This is a genomic window from Bradyrhizobium sp. USDA 3650, assembly GCF_054057395.1.
The window spans coordinates 7,869,716-7,887,287 of the sequence record NZ_JBSRZG010000001.1 but is presented as its reverse complement, the minus strand read 5'-3'; the positions used below and the strand labels follow the sequence as shown (position 1 = coordinate 7,887,287).

18 protein-coding genes and 1 tRNA gene are annotated in these 17,572 nt (G+C 64.0%); 16 read left to right on the top strand and 3 right to left on the bottom strand.

Features of this window, described 5'->3' with window-relative positions; translation table 11 throughout:
- Positions 1-68 precede the first annotated feature (68 nt).
- Genes ACVIN2_RS37240 through ACVIN2_RS37170 form a run of 15 tightly spaced genes read left to right on the top strand, consistent with a single transcriptional unit; the run spans position 69 to position 14,273 of the window.
- Entirely contained in the window at positions 69-1,640 is a 1,572-nt protein-coding gene (locus ACVIN2_RS37240) for a PfkB family carbohydrate kinase (protein ID WP_456769426.1), read from the top strand.
- 27 nt (positions 1,641-1,667) lie between these two features.
- Entirely contained in the window at positions 1,668-2,669 is a 1,002-nt protein-coding gene (locus tag ACVIN2_RS37235; RefSeq protein WP_456769425.1) for an NAD-dependent epimerase/dehydratase family protein, read from the top strand.
- 5 nt (positions 2,670-2,674) lie between these two features.
- Complete coding sequence (locus tag ACVIN2_RS37230; RefSeq protein WP_456769424.1) at positions 2,675-3,286, top strand: hypothetical protein; 612 nt, start codon at positions 2,675-2,677, stop codon at positions 3,284-3,286.
- A 29-nt stretch (positions 3,287-3,315) separates the two neighbouring features.
- Positions 3,316-4,311: an aminoglycoside phosphotransferase family protein gene (locus ACVIN2_RS37225; protein ID WP_456769423.1), complete on the top strand. Its 996-nt coding sequence runs from the start codon at positions 3,316-3,318 to the stop codon at positions 4,309-4,311.
- The gene (locus ACVIN2_RS37220; RefSeq protein ID WP_456769422.1) at positions 4,308-5,156 is read left to right on the top strand and encodes a transketolase; all 849 of its coding nucleotides are present in this window, start codon (positions 4,308-4,310) and stop codon (positions 5,154-5,156) included. Before ACVIN2_RS37225 ends, ACVIN2_RS37220 begins: the two co-directional genes overlap by 4 nt.
- Positions 5,157-5,166: 10 nt before the next feature.
- Positions 5,167-6,126 carry a transketolase family protein gene (locus ACVIN2_RS37215; protein ID WP_456769421.1) on the top strand — a complete coding sequence of 320 codons (960 nt, stop codon included), beginning with the start codon at positions 5,167-5,169 and terminating at the stop codon, positions 6,124-6,126.
- Positions 6,127-6,134: 8 nt separating this feature from the next.
- The gene (locus tag ACVIN2_RS37210) at positions 6,135-7,241 is read left to right on the top strand and encodes a DegT/DnrJ/EryC1/StrS family aminotransferase (RefSeq protein ID WP_456769420.1); all 1,107 of its coding nucleotides are present in this window, start codon (positions 6,135-6,137) and stop codon (positions 7,239-7,241) included.
- Positions 7,231-8,349, top strand: coding sequence for a DegT/DnrJ/EryC1/StrS family aminotransferase (locus ACVIN2_RS37205; protein ID WP_456769419.1), 1,119 nt, complete (start codon positions 7,231-7,233; stop codon positions 8,347-8,349). The genes ACVIN2_RS37210 and ACVIN2_RS37205 overlap by 11 nt, the downstream gene beginning before the upstream one ends.
- On the top strand, positions 8,346-9,152 hold the full coding sequence (locus ACVIN2_RS37200) for a sporadic carbohydrate cluster 2OG-Fe(II) oxygenase (protein WP_456769418.1): 807 nt from the start codon (positions 8,346-8,348) through the stop codon (positions 9,150-9,152). The genes ACVIN2_RS37205 and ACVIN2_RS37200 overlap by 4 nt, the downstream gene beginning before the upstream one ends.
- The gene (locus tag ACVIN2_RS37195; protein WP_247396583.1) at positions 9,145-9,537 is read left to right on the top strand and encodes an LIC12192 family sporadic carbohydrate cluster protein; all 393 of its coding nucleotides are present in this window, start codon (positions 9,145-9,147) and stop codon (positions 9,535-9,537) included. The genes ACVIN2_RS37200 and ACVIN2_RS37195 overlap by 8 nt, the downstream gene beginning before the upstream one ends.
- Positions 9,538-9,562: 25 nt before the next feature.
- Positions 9,563-10,228, top strand: coding sequence for a class I SAM-dependent methyltransferase (locus ACVIN2_RS37190; protein WP_456769417.1), 666 nt, complete (start codon positions 9,563-9,565; stop codon positions 10,226-10,228).
- A complete protein-coding gene (locus ACVIN2_RS37185) occupies positions 10,206-10,823 on the top strand; it encodes a WbuC family cupin fold metalloprotein (RefSeq protein ID WP_456769416.1) in 618 nt (205 codons plus the stop codon). The genes ACVIN2_RS37190 and ACVIN2_RS37185 overlap by 23 nt, the downstream gene beginning before the upstream one ends.
- A complete protein-coding gene (locus ACVIN2_RS37180; protein ID WP_456769415.1) occupies positions 10,820-12,037 on the top strand; it encodes a class I SAM-dependent methyltransferase in 1,218 nt (405 codons plus the stop codon). The genes ACVIN2_RS37185 and ACVIN2_RS37180 overlap by 4 nt, the downstream gene beginning before the upstream one ends.
- Complete coding sequence (locus ACVIN2_RS37175) at positions 12,030-13,235, top strand: class I SAM-dependent methyltransferase (protein WP_456769414.1); 1,206 nt, start codon at positions 12,030-12,032, stop codon at positions 13,233-13,235. Before ACVIN2_RS37180 ends, ACVIN2_RS37175 begins: the two co-directional genes overlap by 8 nt.
- 3 nt (positions 13,236-13,238) lie before the next feature.
- Entirely contained in the window at positions 13,239-14,273 is a 1,035-nt protein-coding gene (locus ACVIN2_RS37170) for a Gfo/Idh/MocA family protein (RefSeq protein WP_456769413.1), read from the top strand.
- Positions 14,274-14,344: 71 nt separating this feature from the next.
- Here the strand turns inward: ACVIN2_RS37170 and ACVIN2_RS37165 are convergent.
- Positions 14,345-14,420, bottom strand: a tRNA-Trp gene (locus ACVIN2_RS37165).
- Positions 14,421-14,583: 163 nt separating this feature from the next.
- Here ACVIN2_RS37165 and ACVIN2_RS37160 point away from each other — a divergent pair.
- Positions 14,584-15,837, top strand: coding sequence for a serine hydrolase domain-containing protein (locus tag ACVIN2_RS37160; protein ID WP_456769412.1), 1,254 nt, complete (start codon positions 14,584-14,586; stop codon positions 15,835-15,837).
- Between the two features lie 164 nt (positions 15,838-16,001).
- Here ACVIN2_RS37160 and ACVIN2_RS37155 read toward each other — a convergent pair whose 3' ends face one another.
- Together ACVIN2_RS37155 and ACVIN2_RS37150 are read right to left on the bottom strand one after the other, a co-directional pair.
- Positions 16,002-16,769, bottom strand: a complete 768-nt coding sequence (locus tag ACVIN2_RS37155) for an SDR family NAD(P)-dependent oxidoreductase (RefSeq protein WP_085395575.1) — start codon at positions 16,767-16,769, stop codon at positions 16,002-16,004.
- 67 nt (positions 16,770-16,836) lie between these two features.
- Positions 16,837-17,535, bottom strand: coding sequence for a histidine phosphatase family protein (locus ACVIN2_RS37150; RefSeq protein ID WP_456769411.1), 699 nt, complete (start codon positions 17,533-17,535; stop codon positions 16,837-16,839).
- Between the last annotated feature and the right edge of the window lie 37 nt (positions 17,536-17,572).

Below are 17,572 nucleotides of genomic sequence, written 5' to 3'. Positions count from 1 at the left end.
GTATCGTTGCCGCGAATCGATCAATTCCGGGCCGCCCGGCTGAGGCCGGCCGGCGCTTTGGGTTATTCATGGGCAATATTCCGACCGACACTCCCGCGTTGAACGACCAACTGGCGGCGCACGAAAAGATCAAGACGGTCGAGGAATTGGGCGAGATCGCGCGGTCCGCGCAAGCGCGGGGCCGGAAGGTTGCACTCTGCCACGGCGTCTTCGACCTCGTGCATCTCGGCCATATCAGACACATCCAGGCGGCGCGCAACGAGGGCGACGTCGTCATGGTGACGATCACCGCCGACCGTTACGTCAATAAGGGACCCGGTCGGCCGATCTTCCCCGAAAACATGCGGGCCGAGATGCTAGCCTCGCTCGCGACCGTGGATTGGGTCGGCATCAATCACACCTCCAGCGCCGAGCCGATCCTGGATACGGTTCGGCCGGACATCTATGTGAAGGGGTCCGACTACGAAAACCCCGAAGACGACGTGACCGGCAAGATCCGGAGCGAGCGCGACGTCGTCGAGCGTCACGGCGGACGCATCGTGTTCACGCGCGACGTGACATTCAGCTCCTCGTCGCTGGTGAACCGGTATTTCGACATCTACGATCCGCCGCTCCGCGACTACCTGCAAAAGGTCCGTGAAGGTGGCGGCGCCGATCGCCTGCTGAAACTGATCGACAAGGTGCAGGACATGCACGTCGTGCTGGTCGGCGACACCATCATCGACGAATACCAGTACGTCACGGCGCTCGGAAAGGCCTCGAAGGAAAATATCGTCGCCACGCTGTTCAAGAGCGGCGAGCAATTTGCCGGCGGCGTCATCGCCGCGGCGAATCATGTCGCGAGCTTCTGCAAGTCGGTGGAGGTCGTCACGACGCTGGGTGGCAACGACTACCCTGAGGAGTTCATTCGGGCGCATGTCCGCCCGAACGTCACGTTGACGCCGATCCGCCTTCAGGGCCGTCCGACGACCCGCAAATCGCGGTACGTCGAGCTGGGATATCTGCACAAGCTCTTCGAAGTCTACACCATGGACGACACGCCGCTCGACGAGGCCGATCGGAAGGAAATCGACCGTATCACGACGGAGCGTGTGCGTGGCGCGGACGTGGTGATCGCCACCGATTTCGGTCACGGGATGATCGCGTCGAGCACGATCGACGCCCTGATCGCCAACTCCAGATTCCTGGCGGTCAATGCCCAGAGCAACAGCGGCAATCACGGCTACAATTTGATCACGAGGTATCCGCGGGCCGACTACATCTGCATCGACGCGCCGGAGGCGCGCCTGGCTGCAACCGACAAGTTCAGCGACATCGCGTCCGTGATCGAGGCCGGCCTGCACGGCAAGATCGATTGCGACAACATGATCATCACGCACGGCTCCTTCGGCTGCTACCCCTTCTCGGCGAAAACCGGCGTCACGCGCGTCCCCGCCTTTACCAAGACCGTCGTCGACACCGTCGGCGCGGGGGACGCCTTCCTGACGATCACCGCGCCGCTGGTCGCCGCCGGCGGCAATATCGAGGACGTCGCCTTCATCGGCAACGCGGCCGGCGCGATCAAGGTCGGGATCGTCGGCCACCGCAGCTCGGTCGAAAAGGTGCCGCTGGTCAAGTTCGTCACCGCGTTGCTGAAGTAGCGCGACGGCAGATACTGGAGAACGACAGTGATTGGTCAAAAATGGAATGTGATGGTCACCGGTGGTGCCGGCTATGTCGGTAGCGTGCTGGTTCCCCAGTTGCTCGCTGCGGGCCACAAGGTCACCGTGCTCGACCTGTTCATGTATGGCGAGGACGTGTTCGATGCCGTCCGCAGCAATCCCAATTTGCGCCTGATCAAGGGCGACATCCGTGATGAAGCCGCGATCAACGAGGCCCTGCGCGGCAACAACGCCGTGATTCACCTCGCCTGCATCTCCAACGACCCGTCGTTCGAGCTGGACCCGGGGCTCGGCAAGTCGATCAATTACGACTGCTTCCGGCCGATGGTGCGCGCCGCCAAGAAGGCGGGCATCAAGCGCTTCATCTATGCCTCCTCGTCCAGCGTCTACGGCATCAAGGACGAAGCCGAGGTGACCGAGGACCTGTCCTGCGAGCCGCTCACGGACTACTCGAAGTTCAAGGCGATGTGCGAGACCGACCTTGCCGACGAAGCCGCGTCCGGTTTCGTCACCTGCACGGTTCGTCCCGCCACCGTCTGCGGCTACGCACCGCGGCAGCGGCTCGACGTCGTCGTCAACATCCTGACAAATCTCGCGGTCAACACCGGCCGCATCCGCGTGTTCGGCGGAACGCAGCGCCGGCCCAATTTGCACATCGAGGACATGTCAGCGGCCTATCTGTTCCTGCTTCAGCAGGATGACGCAAAAATCGACGGCAAGACCTACAATATCGGTTACGAGAACCACTCGCTGATGAAGATCGCCGACATCGTCAAGTCGGTGGTCGGCAGCAATGTCGACGTCGTCGTCGAGCCGACCGACGATCTCCGCTCCTACCACGTCTCGTCGGAGAAGATCCGCCGCGAGCTCGGCTTTGCGCCGACCCACACGATCGAGCAGGCCGTGTCCGGCCTCGTCAACGCCTTCAAGGGCGGCCGCCTGCCGAACTCGCTCAACGACCCCCGGTACTTCAACATCAAGATGATGCAGAACATCAGCCTGAAGTGAGCGGCGTGCGGATCGGCATCGATTTCGACAACACGATCATCTGCTACGACAAGGTCTTTGCCGCCGTCGCACGTGAGCGTGGGCTGGTGCCGGAAGGGTGGGAGGGGCTTAAGACCGACCTACGGGCTGATCTCCGGTCCCGTGCGGGCGGCGAGCTCGCCTGGCAAGGACTGCAAGGCTTCGTCTACGGCAAGGGAATTGGCGGCGCCGAAATCTATCCGGGAGTGCGGGAATTCCTGGCGGCGTGCAAGCAGGCCGGCTCGAAGGTCTGCATCGTCAGCCACAAGACCCGATTCGGTCATCAGGACCCCGACCGCACCGATCTGCGTGACGCCGCGCGCAGCTGGCTGCGGGGGGCCAACCTGGTCGACGCTGCGGATGCGGCGCTGGCTATCGGCGATGTCTATTTCGAGGACACACTGCCCGCCAAGGTCGAGAGGCTCGTGAGCCTGAAGCTCGACGTCTTCATCGATGACCTCGTCGACGTCTTCGAGCAACCGCATTTTCCGAAGGCCACGCGATCGATCCTGTTCACGCAGTCGCAGCCGCCCCACCCCGAACACTGCAAGCCGATCGCGACATGGGCCGATATCCGCCGCGAGGTGTTTGCGGCATGAGCGAGACCGACATCACCGCGCCGGAGGCGATGGCGATCGGCAGCCGCCTGGCCGGTGCGCGTGTTGCGTCCGCCCAGCCGGCACGATCCGGCGGCAACAACAGGGTGTTTCGGCTGGAGATGGCGGATGGACCGCCCCTCGCCCTCAAGCATTATCCGTCCGACGGACGCGATCGCCTGGGACAGGAGTATGATGCACTCTCGTTCCTGACGCGCCACGGCATCACGTCGACACCGCAGCCGGTCGCGAAGGACACAGATGCGTTCTGCGCGCTGTATCAATGGTTCGACGGCGAGGCCGCGGTGCTGCGCCCCCAAGGCGACGACGCCGATCAGCTCGCCGATTTCCTGATCGCGCTGCAGAAGCTGCGCGACGCCGAAGGCGCGCAGAATCTGCGAAACGCCTCAGCCAGCATCTTCTCGCCCGAGGCGGCCGTCGCCCAGTACGAGCAGCGCCTGGACGCACTGAGACGGGCCTCGGATGATCATCCCGATCTGTGCGCGTTCATGGAAGGCAGCCTGGTTCCCAGCATTGACGTCGCGATTCGGCAGCTCCGTCGGCGCTACGCGGAACTCGGCCGGGATCCCGCAGCGGACCTTGCGCCCATCCATCGCGCGCTAAGTCCGTCCGATTTCGGACTGCACAACGCGTTGCGCGCCGAAGACGGGCGCTTGCGATTCATCGACTTCGAATATTTTGGCTGGGACGACCCGGTCAAGCTCGTCTCCGACACCGCCATTCACCCCGGCAGCGACCTGCCGGAAGCGAGCGCGAATCGCTTGATCGAACGGCTGTCGCGCGCCTTCGAGGCGAACGATGACGCGTTTGCGATCCGACGTGACGTACTGTATCCTGTGTTCAAGGGAATCTGGTGCCTGATTGTCCTGAACGCCTATTTGCCGGACAGCCGCTCCCGGCGCGCAATCGCTGCGCAAGGTGGCGATGTTAGGATCCGCCTCGCCGGTCAGCTCGACAAAGCCCGCCGGCTTCACCAGACGATTCGCCCAACCGATTTACCGAAGTGACCCAAATCTCGCCCCACGCTGAAGCCGCCCTCACCTGCACGCTGGACGAGCGTAGCCTTTATCTGCGCCGACTGGTGCTCGGTTCTGTCCGCTCCGCGGGACGCGGACATGTCGGTCCGGCATTGTCGCTGATCGAGATGGTCCGCGTGCTCTACGATGACGTGCTGCGGATCGATCCGAACAACCCGCGCGATCCGGCCCGCGACCGCGCGATCCTCAGCAAGGGACACGGGTGTCTGGCACTCTATGCGCTCTTGGCCGATCGCGGCTTCTTTCCCTTGTCGGAGCTGGACGGCTTCTGCGGCCCTGACAGCATTCTGGGCGGACATCCCGAATACGGAATGGTGCCGGGGGTCGAGGCCTCGACGGGCGCGCTCGGACACGGCCTGTCGATCGGTGTCGGCCTCGCGCTCGCCGCGCGCATGCGCGAGCGCAGCTACCGCACCTTCGTCCTGCTCGGCGACGGCGAGATCAACGAAGGATCGGTGTGGGAAGCCGCCATGGGCGCGGCCAAGCACGGGCTCGACAATCTTGTCGCGCTGATCGACTACAACAAGCTGCAGAGCTACGGGCCCACCGATTACGTCCTGCCGCTGGAGCCGCTCGCGGACAAATGGCGCAGCTTCGGCTTTGCCGTCCAGGAGCTCAACGGCCACGACGTCGGCGCCCTGCGCAACGTCCTGAAGCAGGTCCCAGCCGTTCCGGGAAAACCCACCGCGATCATCTGCCATACCGTCAAGGGCAAGGGTCTGCCGGCCGCAGAATCCAACGCCGATTGGCATCACAAGAACAAGCTCACCGACAGCGAGCTCCACGCCATCCGCGTCGCCGTCGGGGATTTTTGATCGGGTCCTCATGCGCAACACCGCGATGAACATGGTCCACAAGCTCGCCGCGCGCGACGAGCGTGTGCTCTACATCGGCTCCGATCCCGGCGCAGGTACCCTGCGCGCGATGAGCAAGGAGTTTCCCAAGCGCCACCTGATCGAAGGCATTTCGGAAGCACACATTATCGGCATGTCAGCCGGCCTCGCGATGGAAGGCTTCGTGCCCTACGTCAACACCATCGCCACATTCCTCACCCGCCGCTGTTACGAGCAGGTCGCCGTCGATCTGTGCCTGCACAATCTGCCGGTGCGGCTGATCGCCAATGGCGGCGGGCTGGTCTACGCGCCGCTCGGCCCCACCCACCAGGCGATCGAGGACATCGCTATCATGCGGGCGCTGCCGAACATGACGGTGGTCTGCCCGTGCGATGCCGACGAGGCGGCGCGGCTGATGGAGCAAACGCTCGACTGGACCGGGCCGATCTACATCCGGCTCGGCAAGGGTGGCGACGCCGTGGTCTCGAAGGGCGAGCACGGCTTTGAGATCGGCAAGGCCATCCTGATGCGCCCGCCCGGCGACGTCGTCATGGTCACGACAGGCGTCATGCTCCAGCGCGCACTCGCTGCGGCCGACCTGCTGGCCGCGCAAGGCATTCGCGCCGGCATCCTGCACATGCACACCGTCAAGCCGCTCGACACCGAGGCGCTGCTGCAAGCGATCCGGGGCACCAGGCTGGTAGCGACGCTGGAGGAGCACGTGCCATCCGGCGGCCTCGGCGGCGCGGTCGCGGAGACGCTGATCGACAATCTCGGCTCTGGCCTGCCCGCGATGCTGCGGTTGTCGCTGCCGGACCGGTTCATGCACAATTACGGATCGCAGGACTCGCTGCTGAAGAAGCACGGACTTTCCGCCGACGCCATTGCGACCTCGATCGCGCGCGCGCTCCCCGCCTCGCACACCTCCTCTCCGCAACTTCATTCCACCTGACGGGCCCCATGCACGACGTTCGATATTCCTATCTGCTCGAGCAATTCTCCGACCCGGCACCGATCCTGGCCGAGATCGGCCGACTGGTGGCGACCGGTGACTTCACCCTGGGCAAGCCAGTCGCGGAATTCGAACGGCGCTTTGCCGAGCTGATCGGCGTGCGTCACGCCATCGGCGTCGGATCGGGCACCGATGCGCTCAAGCTGCCGCTCAAAGCGCTCGGCATCGGCCATGGCGACGAGGTCGTCACGGCCGCCAACACCTTCATCGCCACCGTCGGCGCCATCGCGGAGACCGGCGCGACGCCGGTGCTGGTCGACTGCGACGACTCCTTCTGCATGAACGTCGACTACGTCGAAGCCGCGATCACCGAGAAGACCAAGGCGATCATGCCGGTTCAGTTGACCGGCGAGGTCACCGACATGGGCAAGCTGATGGCGATCGCTCAGCGTCACAACATCCCCGTCGTCGAGGATTCCTGCCAGGGCATCCTGTCGGAGTTCGCGGGAAAACGGTCCGGCACCCACGGTATCGCTGCCGGCTTCTCCCTGCATCCGCTCAAGAACCTCAACGTCTGGGGCGATGCCGGTGTCGTCGTCACCAATGACGACGGGATGAACGAGCGGCTTCGCCTGATCCGCAACCACGGCATGAAGAATCGCGACGAGATCGCGATTCTCGGCTGCAATTCGCGGCTCGATTCCCTCCAGGCGGTCGTCGGCAACTGGCTGATCGGCCAGACCAGCGAGATCACGCGCCGCCGGATCGAGAACGCGGCCTATTACGATTCGGGGCTTGCCGGCCTGCCCGGCCTGCGGATTCCGCCGCGCCGGCCCAACGTGAAGCACGTCTACCATCTCTACATGGTGTTCGCCGAGCGGCGCGACGAGCTCTACAAATACTGCCTGGACAACGGCATCGAAGCGAAGATCCACTATCCCATCCCGCTGTACCAGCAGGAAGGCCTCAAGCACCTCGGCTACGCGCCGGGCACCTTCCCGGTCACCGACCGCCATGCCCAGGAAGTCATCAGCTTCCCCGTCGACCAGCATCTGACGCGCGCCCAGCAGGACCGCGTCATCGAGATCGTTCGGAAGTTCTGCCATGGACGCTGACACCGGCCGCCGGCGCATCGGTTACGTCAATCTTCCCGCGCAATTCGAGGAAGAGCGCGTTGAGATCATGCAGGCGGTCGAGGGCGTGTTCCGGCGCGGCGATTTCATCGGCGGCGCGGCCGTTGCGAAACTCGAAGAGGAGCTCGCCACCTATCTCGGCTCGCCGCATGTGGTGACGCTGAATTCCGGCACCGATGCGCTGATCCTGTCGTTGCGGGTGCTCAACATCGGTCCCGGGGACGAGGTGATCACCCCGCCGAATTCGTTCGTGGCGTCGACCGCCGCCATCATCGCCGTCGGCGCCACGCCAGTATTTGCGGACGTGCTGCCGGACCAGAATATCGATCCGGCCGCGGTCGAGGCCGCCGTCACGTCGCGGACCAGGGCAATCATGCCGGTGCACCTGACCGGGCGTATGGCCGACATGAACCCGCTGATGGCGATTGCGGCCAAGCACGCTCTCGCCGTGATCGAGGACAGCGCACAGGCCGTCGGCTCGACCTATGACGGACGGATGAGCGGGACCATCGGTACGTTCGGCTGCTTCTCCGCCCACCCGCTGAAGAACCTCAATGCCGCGGGCGACGCCGGCTTCGTCGTCACTGCAGACGCCGAGCTTGCCGCGAGAATTCGCCGCCTGCGCAATCACGGCCTGATCAATCGCAGTGACGTTCAGGAATGGGGCATCGTGTCACGCCTCGACACGGTCCAGGCCGAGGTGCTCCGGATTCGCTTGCGTCACCTGCCCTCCGTCATCGAACGCCGGCGCCGCAACGCCGCGCAATACCGCGCCGAGCTCGCCGGCCTTCCCCTGTTCATCCCGGTTTGCCGCAACATCGAGTTCAACACCTTCCACACCTTCGTCGTGCAGACGGACCGTCGCGACGACTTCCAGAAATATCTTGCCGACAAGGGCATCGAGACCGCGATCCACTACCCGGTACCGATCCACCTCCAGGAGGCGGCAGCGCATCTGGGTCACGGTCGCGGCGCGTTCCCGGTGACCGAGCGGCAGGCGGATCAGATCCTCACGCTCCCCATCAACCAGTTCCTCTCGGCCTCCGATATCAGCTATGTTTGCGCGACGGCCCGGGAGTATTTTGCATGACGGACACGGCTTTCCTCGAGGCCGATGAGCAGGCACTGGCGCAACGCTTCATCGACGATGGCTTCGTCACCACGCCGGCCGACGATCGCGCCGGGCTCGACCGGATCCAGCGGCGCGCCGCCGAGCTCGCGGCGGACTATCTGAAGCTGCCACACGGCAACGACCCGTACGCGATGCTCGACACCATCCACACGCGGGTGAGCGTCGATGATCTCAACGGCCTGCGGCTGCACGTCTTCAACGGTCTCAACGCCGAGCCCTGGTTCCGGCCGACCTATTTCCGTCTGGCGCGCTCGACGATCGAGACCATCGTCGGCAACGAGCTCTGCATGCAGCGCCGCGTCAATCTCAGCATCCAGCTGCCCGGAGACGATTCGTCGCTCCTCGCCACCCATTCCGACGTCTGGTCGGGCGACTCGCCGTTCGAGGTCGTGGTGTGGGTACCGCTGGTCGACGTCCACCGCACCAAATCGATGTATCTGCTGCCGCCGTCGCTGAACGGCGACATGCAGGACCGGATGGCCAGCCTGCGCAGCGCCGAGGAACTCTACCAGACCATCAAGCCGCACGCGACTTTCATCGAGATTCCCTACGGTCACGTGATGCTGTTCAACCAGACCCTGATGCACGGCAATCGCATCAACGAGGAAGCCGGCTCGCGCTGGAGCATGAACTGCCGCTTCAAGAGCATCATGTCGCCCTACGCGGACAAGCGATTCGGCGAATTCTTCGAACCGATCTTGCTGCGTCCGGCGACACGCGTCGGCATGCAATACAAGCTCCCGGGAGGCTTCCATGGCTGAGCGAGCCGGCCATCGCGGCTATATCGGCGCCCGGCCGCTGAACGGCAGCCGCACCCCGCAGCACGTCCAGAACATCGTGATCCGCGACTATGCGCGGCGGAAGAATCTGCATTATCTGCTCAGCGCCGCCGAGCACACCATGCCCGGCAGCTACATGGTGCTCGAGGACATCCTGGACGAGCTGCCGCGGTTGCGCGGCCTGATTCTCTACAGCATCTTCATGCTGCCGCCCGACGAGGCACGGCGGCGGGAGATCTATGACCGCGTGCTGAGCGAGGGCTGCGATCTGCACGCGGCCGTCGAGGAGATCACGCTGTCCTCGCGCGACAACATCCAGGCCGTCGAGGACATCCTGCTCGTCAACAAATTCGCCACCATCCTGTGACGATGCCGCGGACCGGTTGAGGACAATGGCCGAGATCAACCTGCTCCAACCGATGCACGCATCGACCAAGCGGAACTACGTTCAGCGGGTCGTCGAGCACGACAAGGCGGAATCCGCCACCGTCGCGCGGCAATGGGGACACGACTACTGGGACGGCGATCGCCGCTATGGCTATGGCGGTTACCGCTACGACGGACGATGGCGCCCGCTCGCGCAGACCCTGATCGACCGCTATGGCATCAAATCCGGGATGAGCGTGCTCGATGTCGGCTGCGGCAAGGGCTATCTGCTCTACGAATTCACCCAGCTCGTCCCCGGCCTCACCGTCGCCGGCATCGACATCTCCGACTATGGCATCGCCAACGCCAAGGAGGAGGTGCGGCCGCAATTGAAGGTCGGCAGCGCCGTCGAGCTCCCCTACCCCGATCACAGCTTCGATCTCGTGGTGTCGCTCGGCGTGCTCCACAATCTTCCGCTCGAGGACGTCTTCCGCGCCGTGTCGGAGATCGAGCGCGTGGGGCGCGGCGCCTCGAAATATCTGATGGTGGAATCGTTCCGCAACGAGCGCGAGAAGGCGAACCTGCTCTACTGGCAGCTCACCTGCCTGAGTTTCCATGGTCCGGAGACGTGGGCCTGGATCTACGACAAATGCGGCTACCGGGGCGACCATGGGTTCATCTTCTTCGAATGAAGCAACGGGCCTGCGCCGGCCGGCCTCGCTACGTGCGCAAAATCCCGAAGTGTATTATTCGGACGACGCCATCGTCACGGCAGACGACGCCACGATCGCGGAGCTGAAGCGCATCGCCGCAGGCAATCCGCGTCTGCGCAGCCGGCTGTGCACGCATCCCGATCCTTCGTCCAGCCTGCACGAGATGCTGATCGTGCATCACTGCGAGGCCTATGTGCGGCCTCACAAGCATTTTGGCAAACCTGAATCGTTTCACCTGATCGAAGGCACTGCACAGGTCGTGATCTTCCAGGACGACGGCCGCATTCGCGACGTGCTCGAGATGGCGCCGTACGGCCGGGGCGCGCTTTGCTATTACCGGATGCCCGAGCAGGTTTTTCACTCGATCCTGATCACCTCGGAGTGGCTGGTGTTTCACGAAACCACCGCCGGTCCGTTCGATCCCTCCCGCACGGCGTTTCCCGACTGGGCACCGGATGGCGGCGATGCCGCGGAAGTTCAGGTCTATGTCACTAGGACCGGTGCGCTCGCCGCGGAGCATCTGGCCCATCGCCATGCTTCACGAGCCATTCCAGCAGAGGTTCCTATTCGATGACTGATCATTGCCGCCTCTGCCATTCGACCAATTTGCGCCCGGTCATCGACCTCGGACAGATGCCGATTGCGCATCGGCTTCGGCACAGCCGCGACGAACAGGACGAACGGTATCCGTTCGAGGTGTTCGCCTGCGGCGAATGCGGCCTGCCCCAGATCGTCAAGCCGATCGATCCCGACATCCTGTACCGGCAGTTCAACTACAATTTCAGCAGCTGGAAGCCGGAGCCGCACCAGGTCGACGAACTCGATACCATCGCCAAATTCTCGGCCCACCAATCCGTGTTCGAGATCGGATGCAACGATGGCCTGTTCATGGACAGGCTTCGCGAACGCGGTGCGAAGGTTTTGGTGGGCGTCGAGCCCAACCCGGTGTCCGGCAAGATCGCCCGCGAACGCGGCATCAAGGTCTATGCCGACATGATCAGCCCGGCGCTGTGTCACGATGCGGTCGCGGAGGCCGGCAAGTTCGACCTCGTCGTCTCGCGCCAGGTGCTGGAGCACATCGTCGATTTCGAGAACTTTTTCGACTGCGTGAAAATCGCCCTGCGCGATGACGGCCTGCTGTTCATCGACGTGCCTGATTTCGCACCCGGCTCGACGGCGGGCGACCTCTCGGTCCTGTGGGAGGAGCACGTCAGCTATTTCACCGAGCCGACGCTGCTCGCGCTGCTGGCGCGCCACGGCTTCGAGGCGGTCTCGGTGAAGAAATACAATTTCAGCGGCGGCAGCCTCGCGATCGCAGCGCGACGCGCCGCGCACGACGTGACGGCCCCGCCCGCGCCGTCCGGCGTCGGCGAGAAATTCGGTCGGCGCGCCAGGGAGTACGGCGCGCGTCTTCGCCCGATCCTCGCCAAGGCCCGCGCCAACGGTGCCGAGATCGCCATCTACGGCGCCGGCTGCCGCGCCTGCACCTTCACCAATGCCCATGAACTCGTGGATCTCGTCGACCTCTCGGTCGACGACCAGAAGGAGCGCCAGGGCTTGTTCCTGCCCGGCAGCGGCATTCCGATCCGCCCGCCGGAGGACCTCGCCGGCAAGTCGGAGCCGCTCGTCTGTCTTCTGGCGGTGAACCAGGAGAACGAAGACAAGGTCGGCAGCCGGCTGCGCGAAAACGTGAAGCGTCCGCTCCACATCGTTTCGATCTTCGCGCCCTCCGATATCTGGAGCGAGCTCGATCGCCTCGGGGCCGCCGCAGGGTCGCGGCATGGCTGAGGACAAGCTCTTCAACTATTACGAACGTCAGGACGTCCTGCCGACGTTCGGCAATTTCAAATCCGTCGCCGAACTCGAAGCCTATGCCGGCCTGCGGCGCGAGTTGTTTTCCGACAAGCTGGTGCTGCCGCCGCGGTTGTTCCGCGACGCAGACGTGCTCGAATTCGGCCCTGATTCCGGCGAGAACGCGCTCGTGTTTGCGAGCTGGGGCGCAAACATGACGCTCGCCGAGCCGAACCGGCATGCGCACGCAAAAATCCAGGCTTACTTCGCGCATTTCAGCCAAGCGGAACGTCTGCGTGAACTCGTGTCGTTCCATGTCGAAGGATTTCGCAGCGATCACCGTTTCGACATCATCGATGCCGAGGGATTCATCTACACGGTGCAGCCGACCGAAAATTGGCTCGGCATCTTTCACCGGCTGCTCAATCCGGACGGTTACGCCGTCGTTTCCTACTACGAGCGCTACGGCGGCTTCTTCGAGCTCGCGCTCAAGGCGATTCATGCGGCCGGCAAGGTGCTGACGGGCCGTCCCGGACTCGAAACGGCGAAGCTGCTGTTCGACGCGAAATGGAACAGCATTCCGCACACGCGCAGCTTCGAATCCTGGCTGATGGACGTGCTCGAAAATCCTTTCGTCCGGCACCGCTACTTCCTCGACGCGGGCGCCTTGTGCACGGCGGCGCACGAGCAGGGATTCGATATCCATTCGGCGTGGCCCGCTTATCGCGACAGCCTGGACGTCTACTGGCACAAGAAGGTCCTGTCCGATGACGAGAAGCTGAGGCGCACGACGCGCCACCTCGGCCGCAGCCGTCTGAGCTTTCTCGGCGGACGGAAGCTCTATCTGGCCGGCAAGACCGAAGCGGTCGACGCGATTTCGGCTTCGATCGAGAAACTGGTTCTCGATGTCGATGCGATGATCGACGATCCCTTCGGCGACAGCCTGCCCCGTGCGATCGCGAGCCTTGCGTCGCTGCGCGAGACGATATCGGCGACAGATGTTCTCGCCGACGATGCGTCCGATATCGACGCCATCATGGCGACCCTCGACAGTTTCCATCGTATCTTTGTCGCGATCGGGCGACGGGACATGTCCACAGTCACCGCCCTCACCCAGTCCGACCAGGCGTTCATCAACACCTGGGGACAGCCGGCGCATTTCCTCGTTCTCCGGAAACGCTTCGAGGGGTCCTAGCAAGTGAGGCCAGGCATTGGCATCATCGGAACGGGCATGGTCGGCCAGATGTGCCACCTCGCCAATTTCGCCGCCAACCCCGCCTGCCAAGTTGTCGCGATCGCGGATCTCAGGCCTGATCTCGCCGCCGCAGCGGCGCAGAAATTCGACATCGCGCGGGTCTACGGCACGCACCGGGAACTGCTGGCGGATAGCGAGGTGTCGGCCGTCGTCGTCGTGACGAAGCGTCGCGCCACCGGCCCGATCGTGCTGGATGCGTTGAACAGCGGCCGCCATGTGCTGTCGGAAAAGCCGATGGCCTACACCACGGCTCAGGCCGTCTCACTGGCCGAGGCGGCGCGACGGCACAACCTCGTCTACAGCATCGGCTATATGAAGCGTCACGACGCCGGGGTGGCGCGCGCGATGGCCGAGTTGGCGCGCCTGCGAGCGGATCAATCGCTTGGACGCATTGTCGGCGCGCGCGGCTGGTGCTTCGGCGGCAACACTGGCCGGTCGCAGGACAATTTCGTCATGACCGGCGAAGTGCGGCCGGACGGGCTCGAGCTCTGGCAGGACGGCCCCGACTGGATGCCGGGCGCGATGCGACCCGGCTACGACAATTTTCTGAACGTGTTCAGCCATATCATCAACCTCGCGCGCTACGTGCTCGGATCGTCACCGACAGTTGCGGAAAGCACCGTCGAGACCTCGGGCGCGGCGACCGTGACACTCGACTTCCACGGCGTCGCCTGCACGCTGCAACTCGCGAATGGATCCGAAGGCGTCTGGCGCGAGGGGCTGAGCATCGAATTCGAGCGGGGCAAGCTGACCATCGAACTGCCCCCGCCTTTTGCCGAGCAAGAGGCGGAGGTCATCCTCGATCAGCAAGGACAACGCACGCAATTGCCGCGCGACACGAGCTGGGCGTTTCGGCGTCAAGCCGATGCATTCGTCGCCGATATGGTGGAACAGAGGACGCCGCTGGCGTCCGGCGCAGAGTCCGTGGCCGACATCGCCCTTGCGGAGGCGATCTGGCAACGGCAGATCATCGCCTAGGGCTCACGCCATCCAGCAATATCCGGCCGATGGCTGATCGCCCGTGTCCTGGGTTAAGTGATTGATTTCGCTGGCAGGAGTGGCAGGGCTCGAACCTGCGACCCCCGGTTTTGGAGACCGGTGCTCTACCAATTGAGCTACACTCCTACGGACCCTGCGTTGCCGCCCGGATCAGGCCGCTTTGAAGCACAGGGGGCGGCCGGATTGCAAGGCCGGATTGCAAGGGTGAAGCGCGCTGGCTTCGCTTGTTTGTGCCGCGCCTTCTGGGCCACAGTCTGCTCCGAACAATAATAAGCCACCGGGAGTGCCCATGACTGCCCAAGCCTCTGCGACTGCCCAATCGTCCGCGACAACCGCCCACCGCCCCCCGACCGCGCCGAAAACCCCGCCTCTGCCGGAATCCCGCCCCGAGACGCTCGGGCTGTCGCGCCCTCGCCTCCAGGCCATGTCTGAGGCCTTCAAGCGCGAGATCGACAAGGGAACCGTGCCGGGCGTCACCGTGCTGGTGGCACGGCACGGCCAGGTCGGCTGGTTCGAGGCGCTCGGCAGACAGAGCCCGACGGGCGCAGCGCCGATGGCGCATGATTCGATCTTCCGCATCTTCTCGATGACCAAGCCGATCGTGTCGGTCGGCATCATGACGCTGGTCGAGGACGGCCACCTGATTCTTGCCGATCCCGTCGCGAAATTCATTCCGGAGTTCGCCGACCAAAAGGTCGGCGTAGTCAGCGGCGGCAAGCTGGAACTGGTTCCGCCAAAACGCCCGATGACGGTGCAGGACCTGCTCCGCCACACCTCCGGCCTGACCTACGAGCACCAGGGCGACGGCCCCGTGCACAAGATCTACCAGGACTCGCGGGTGCGCAGCCGCAAGATCACCAATGCCGAGCACGCCGCCCTGGTGGCGAGCTTCCCGCTGGTCTGCCATCCCGGCGACGAGTTCAACTACAGCCGCTCCACCGACATCCTCGGGCGCATCATCGAAATCGTCAGTGGCAAGTCGCTCGGCACTTACCTCACTGAGCGCATTCTTACCCCCTTGCAGATGGCCGAGACTGGCTTTGCGACAGCCGATGCCAATGTCGGCCGGCTCGCCGAGCCGTTCGCGGCCGATCCCTGGACCGGCGACAAGGTCGCGCTGTTCAACATGCTCGAGCAGCCAATCATGGAGTCCGGCGGCGGCGGTCTCGTCTCCACCACCATGGACTACGCCCGTTTCGCGCTGATGCTGCGCAATGGCGGCACGCTCGACGGCAACAGGATCATCGGCCGCAAGACGCTGGAGCTGATGGCCTCCGATCATCTCGGACCTCACGTCGTGACCAACGGCACGCTGCTGTCGCCCGGCCATGGTTTCGGGCTCGGCTTCGCGGTGCGCCGCGAGGCCGGCATCGCGCCCTTCCCCGGCAGCGTCGGCCAGTTTTTCTGGAGCGGCATCGCGGGGACGTTCTTCTGGATCGATCCGAAGGAGGATCTGTTCGTCGTGTTCATGAGCCAGGGCCCGGGGCAGCGCGATTTTACGCGAACGCTGGTGCGGGATCTGGTGTACGCGGCGGTCGATTAAGGGCTTCGCCTGGTCGCAGCGTCGCACCTCCACACTTGCTGTCATGCCCCGGCTTGCCGGGGCATCCAGTACTCCGTGGCGGATGTGGTGAGAGCGAGCTCTCCAACGAAGGCCGCGGAGTACTGGATCGTCCGCCTTCGCGGACGATGACACCTACTGGGGCGTCAACTGATCGTCGCGCCGCCGTCGATCACCATGGTCTGGCCGGTCATGAAGTCGCCGGCCTTCGAGCCCAGGAACACCGCGGCGCCCGCGATCTCGTCGGGGATGCCGATGCGCAGCAGCGGCGAACGCGCGGTCGAGGCTTTCAAATTCTCCGGATTGTCCCACAGCGCTTTCGCGAAATCGGTCTTGATCAGGCCGGGCGCGATGCAGTTCACGCGGATGTTGTGTGGGCCGTATTCGCAGGCCAAATTGCGCGCGAGCTGCATGTCTGCGGCTTTCGAGATCGCGTAGGCGCCGAGGATGGTCGAGCCCTTCAGGCCGCCGATCGAGGAGACGATGATGATCGAGCCGTCCTTGCGCTCGATCATCTGCGGCACCACCATCGAGATCAGCCAGTTGTTGGCGACGATGTTGTTGTCCAGAATTTTCCTGAACTGATCGTCGGAGATGCCGGCGAGCGGGCCGTAATACGGGTTCGACGCGGCGTTGCAGACCAGCACGTCGATCTTGCCGAAGGCGCGGTTGCTCTCGTCGATCAGGTTTTGCAGGTTTTCCTTCGAGGAGATGTTGGCGGCGATCGCCACCGCCGTGCCCTTGCCGAACTTGTCGTTGATGCTCTTCGCGACCTGGTCGCAAACGTCGGCCTTGCGCGAGGAGATCACCACCTTGGCGCCGTGCTCGGCCATGCGCTCGGCGATCGCAAGCCCGATGCCGCGTGTCGAGCCGGTGATGACGGCGACTTTCCCCTTCATGTCGAACAAGGTCATGTTTCTCTCCCAGAGTACGTTTTGATTTCTTGAAGCTTACGCCGCATCCGCGCGACCGGGCAATTGCTCAGGCGAGCTTCTTGACTTCCGGTCCCGCGGGTTGATGCATCGCCGCATGCGCGTCGTCCGCGATCCACGGCTGCTGGTTCACCATTGGCAGCCGCCAGACGCTGCGCTCGGGGCTTGCGAAATAGTCGAGCCGCGTCACCGAGCAATTGTCGATATCGAACGCGAGCCCCCGCTCCGGCTGATTGTCGAGCGCCAGCCCCAGCGCTGCCTTGATGGTGCCGCCATGTGCGACTGCGATCACGTCCTGCCCGGCTGCCTCATTGTTGATCCGCTCGATGATGCGGCGGGCGCGATTGTAGAGGTCCATGAAGCTTTCGCCGCCCGGCGCAGGTTCGTTGATGTCGGCAAACCAGCTCGAGCCGACGGGACGGCTGGCGATGAACTCGGCGCGGTTCATGCCCTGCCAGCGACCGAGATTTTGTTCGGCGAGGTCGGATTCCCATGTCATCGATGCAGGCCTCGGGAAGCCCGCCGCCCAGATCGCTTCGGCGGTCTGATGCGTGCGCATCAGATTGCTCGAATACCAGACCGCCTTGCGTGGCAGTACCTTGGCAACAGCATTGAAGACGTAGGTATCGCTGGTGTCGCAGGCGAGATCGGACTGACCGTAGATGTTGCCGCCGTCATTGCGCACGGGCGCGTGACGGACCCACCACCAGCGTGTCGTGACCACTTTGGGCTTGTCTGCACCTGCCATCGAAACCCTTCCATCCCGTCTGATGTCGCTGTACGTC

What these genes read in the sequence shown, in the direction of transcription:
- ACVIN2_RS37240 (WP_456769426.1), top strand. Translation starts at nt 69, where the DNA reads ATGGGCAATATTCCGACCGACACTCCCGCGTTGAACGACCAACTGGCG.
- ACVIN2_RS37225 (WP_456769423.1), top strand. Translation starts at nt 3,316, where the DNA reads ATGGCGATCGGCAGCCGCCTGGCCGGTGCGCGTGTTGCGTCCGCCCAG.
- ACVIN2_RS37215 (WP_456769421.1), top strand. Translation starts at nt 5,167, where the DNA reads ATGCGCAACACCGCGATGAACATGGTCCACAAGCTCGCCGCGCGCGAC.
- ACVIN2_RS37210 (WP_456769420.1), top strand. Translation starts at nt 6,135, where the DNA reads ATGCACGACGTTCGATATTCCTATCTGCTCGAGCAATTCTCCGACCCG.
- ACVIN2_RS37205 (WP_456769419.1), top strand. Translation starts at nt 7,231, where the DNA reads ATGGACGCTGACACCGGCCGCCGGCGCATCGGTTACGTCAATCTTCCC.
- ACVIN2_RS37200 (WP_456769418.1), top strand. Translation starts at nt 8,346, where the DNA reads ATGACGGACACGGCTTTCCTCGAGGCCGATGAGCAGGCACTGGCGCAA.
- ACVIN2_RS37195 (WP_247396583.1), top strand. Translation starts at nt 9,145, where the DNA reads ATGGCTGAGCGAGCCGGCCATCGCGGCTATATCGGCGCCCGGCCGCTG.
- ACVIN2_RS37190 (WP_456769417.1), top strand. Translation starts at nt 9,563, where the DNA reads ATGGCCGAGATCAACCTGCTCCAACCGATGCACGCATCGACCAAGCGG.
- ACVIN2_RS37185 (WP_456769416.1), top strand. Translation starts at nt 10,206, where the DNA reads ATGGGTTCATCTTCTTCGAATGAAGCAACGGGCCTGCGCCGGCCGGCC.
- ACVIN2_RS37180 (WP_456769415.1), top strand. Translation starts at nt 10,820, where the DNA reads ATGACTGATCATTGCCGCCTCTGCCATTCGACCAATTTGCGCCCGGTC.
- ACVIN2_RS37175 (WP_456769414.1), top strand. Translation starts at nt 12,030, where the DNA reads ATGGCTGAGGACAAGCTCTTCAACTATTACGAACGTCAGGACGTCCTG.
- ACVIN2_RS37160 (WP_456769412.1), top strand. Translation starts at nt 14,584, where the DNA reads ATGACTGCCCAAGCCTCTGCGACTGCCCAATCGTCCGCGACAACCGCC.
- ACVIN2_RS37155 (WP_085395575.1), bottom strand. Translation starts at nt 16,769, where the DNA reads ATGACCTTGTTCGACATGAAGGGGAAAGTCGCCGTCATCACCGGCTCG.
- ACVIN2_RS37150 (WP_456769411.1), bottom strand. Translation starts at nt 17,535, where the DNA reads ATGGCAGGTGCAGACAAGCCCAAAGTGGTCACGACACGCTGGTGGTGG.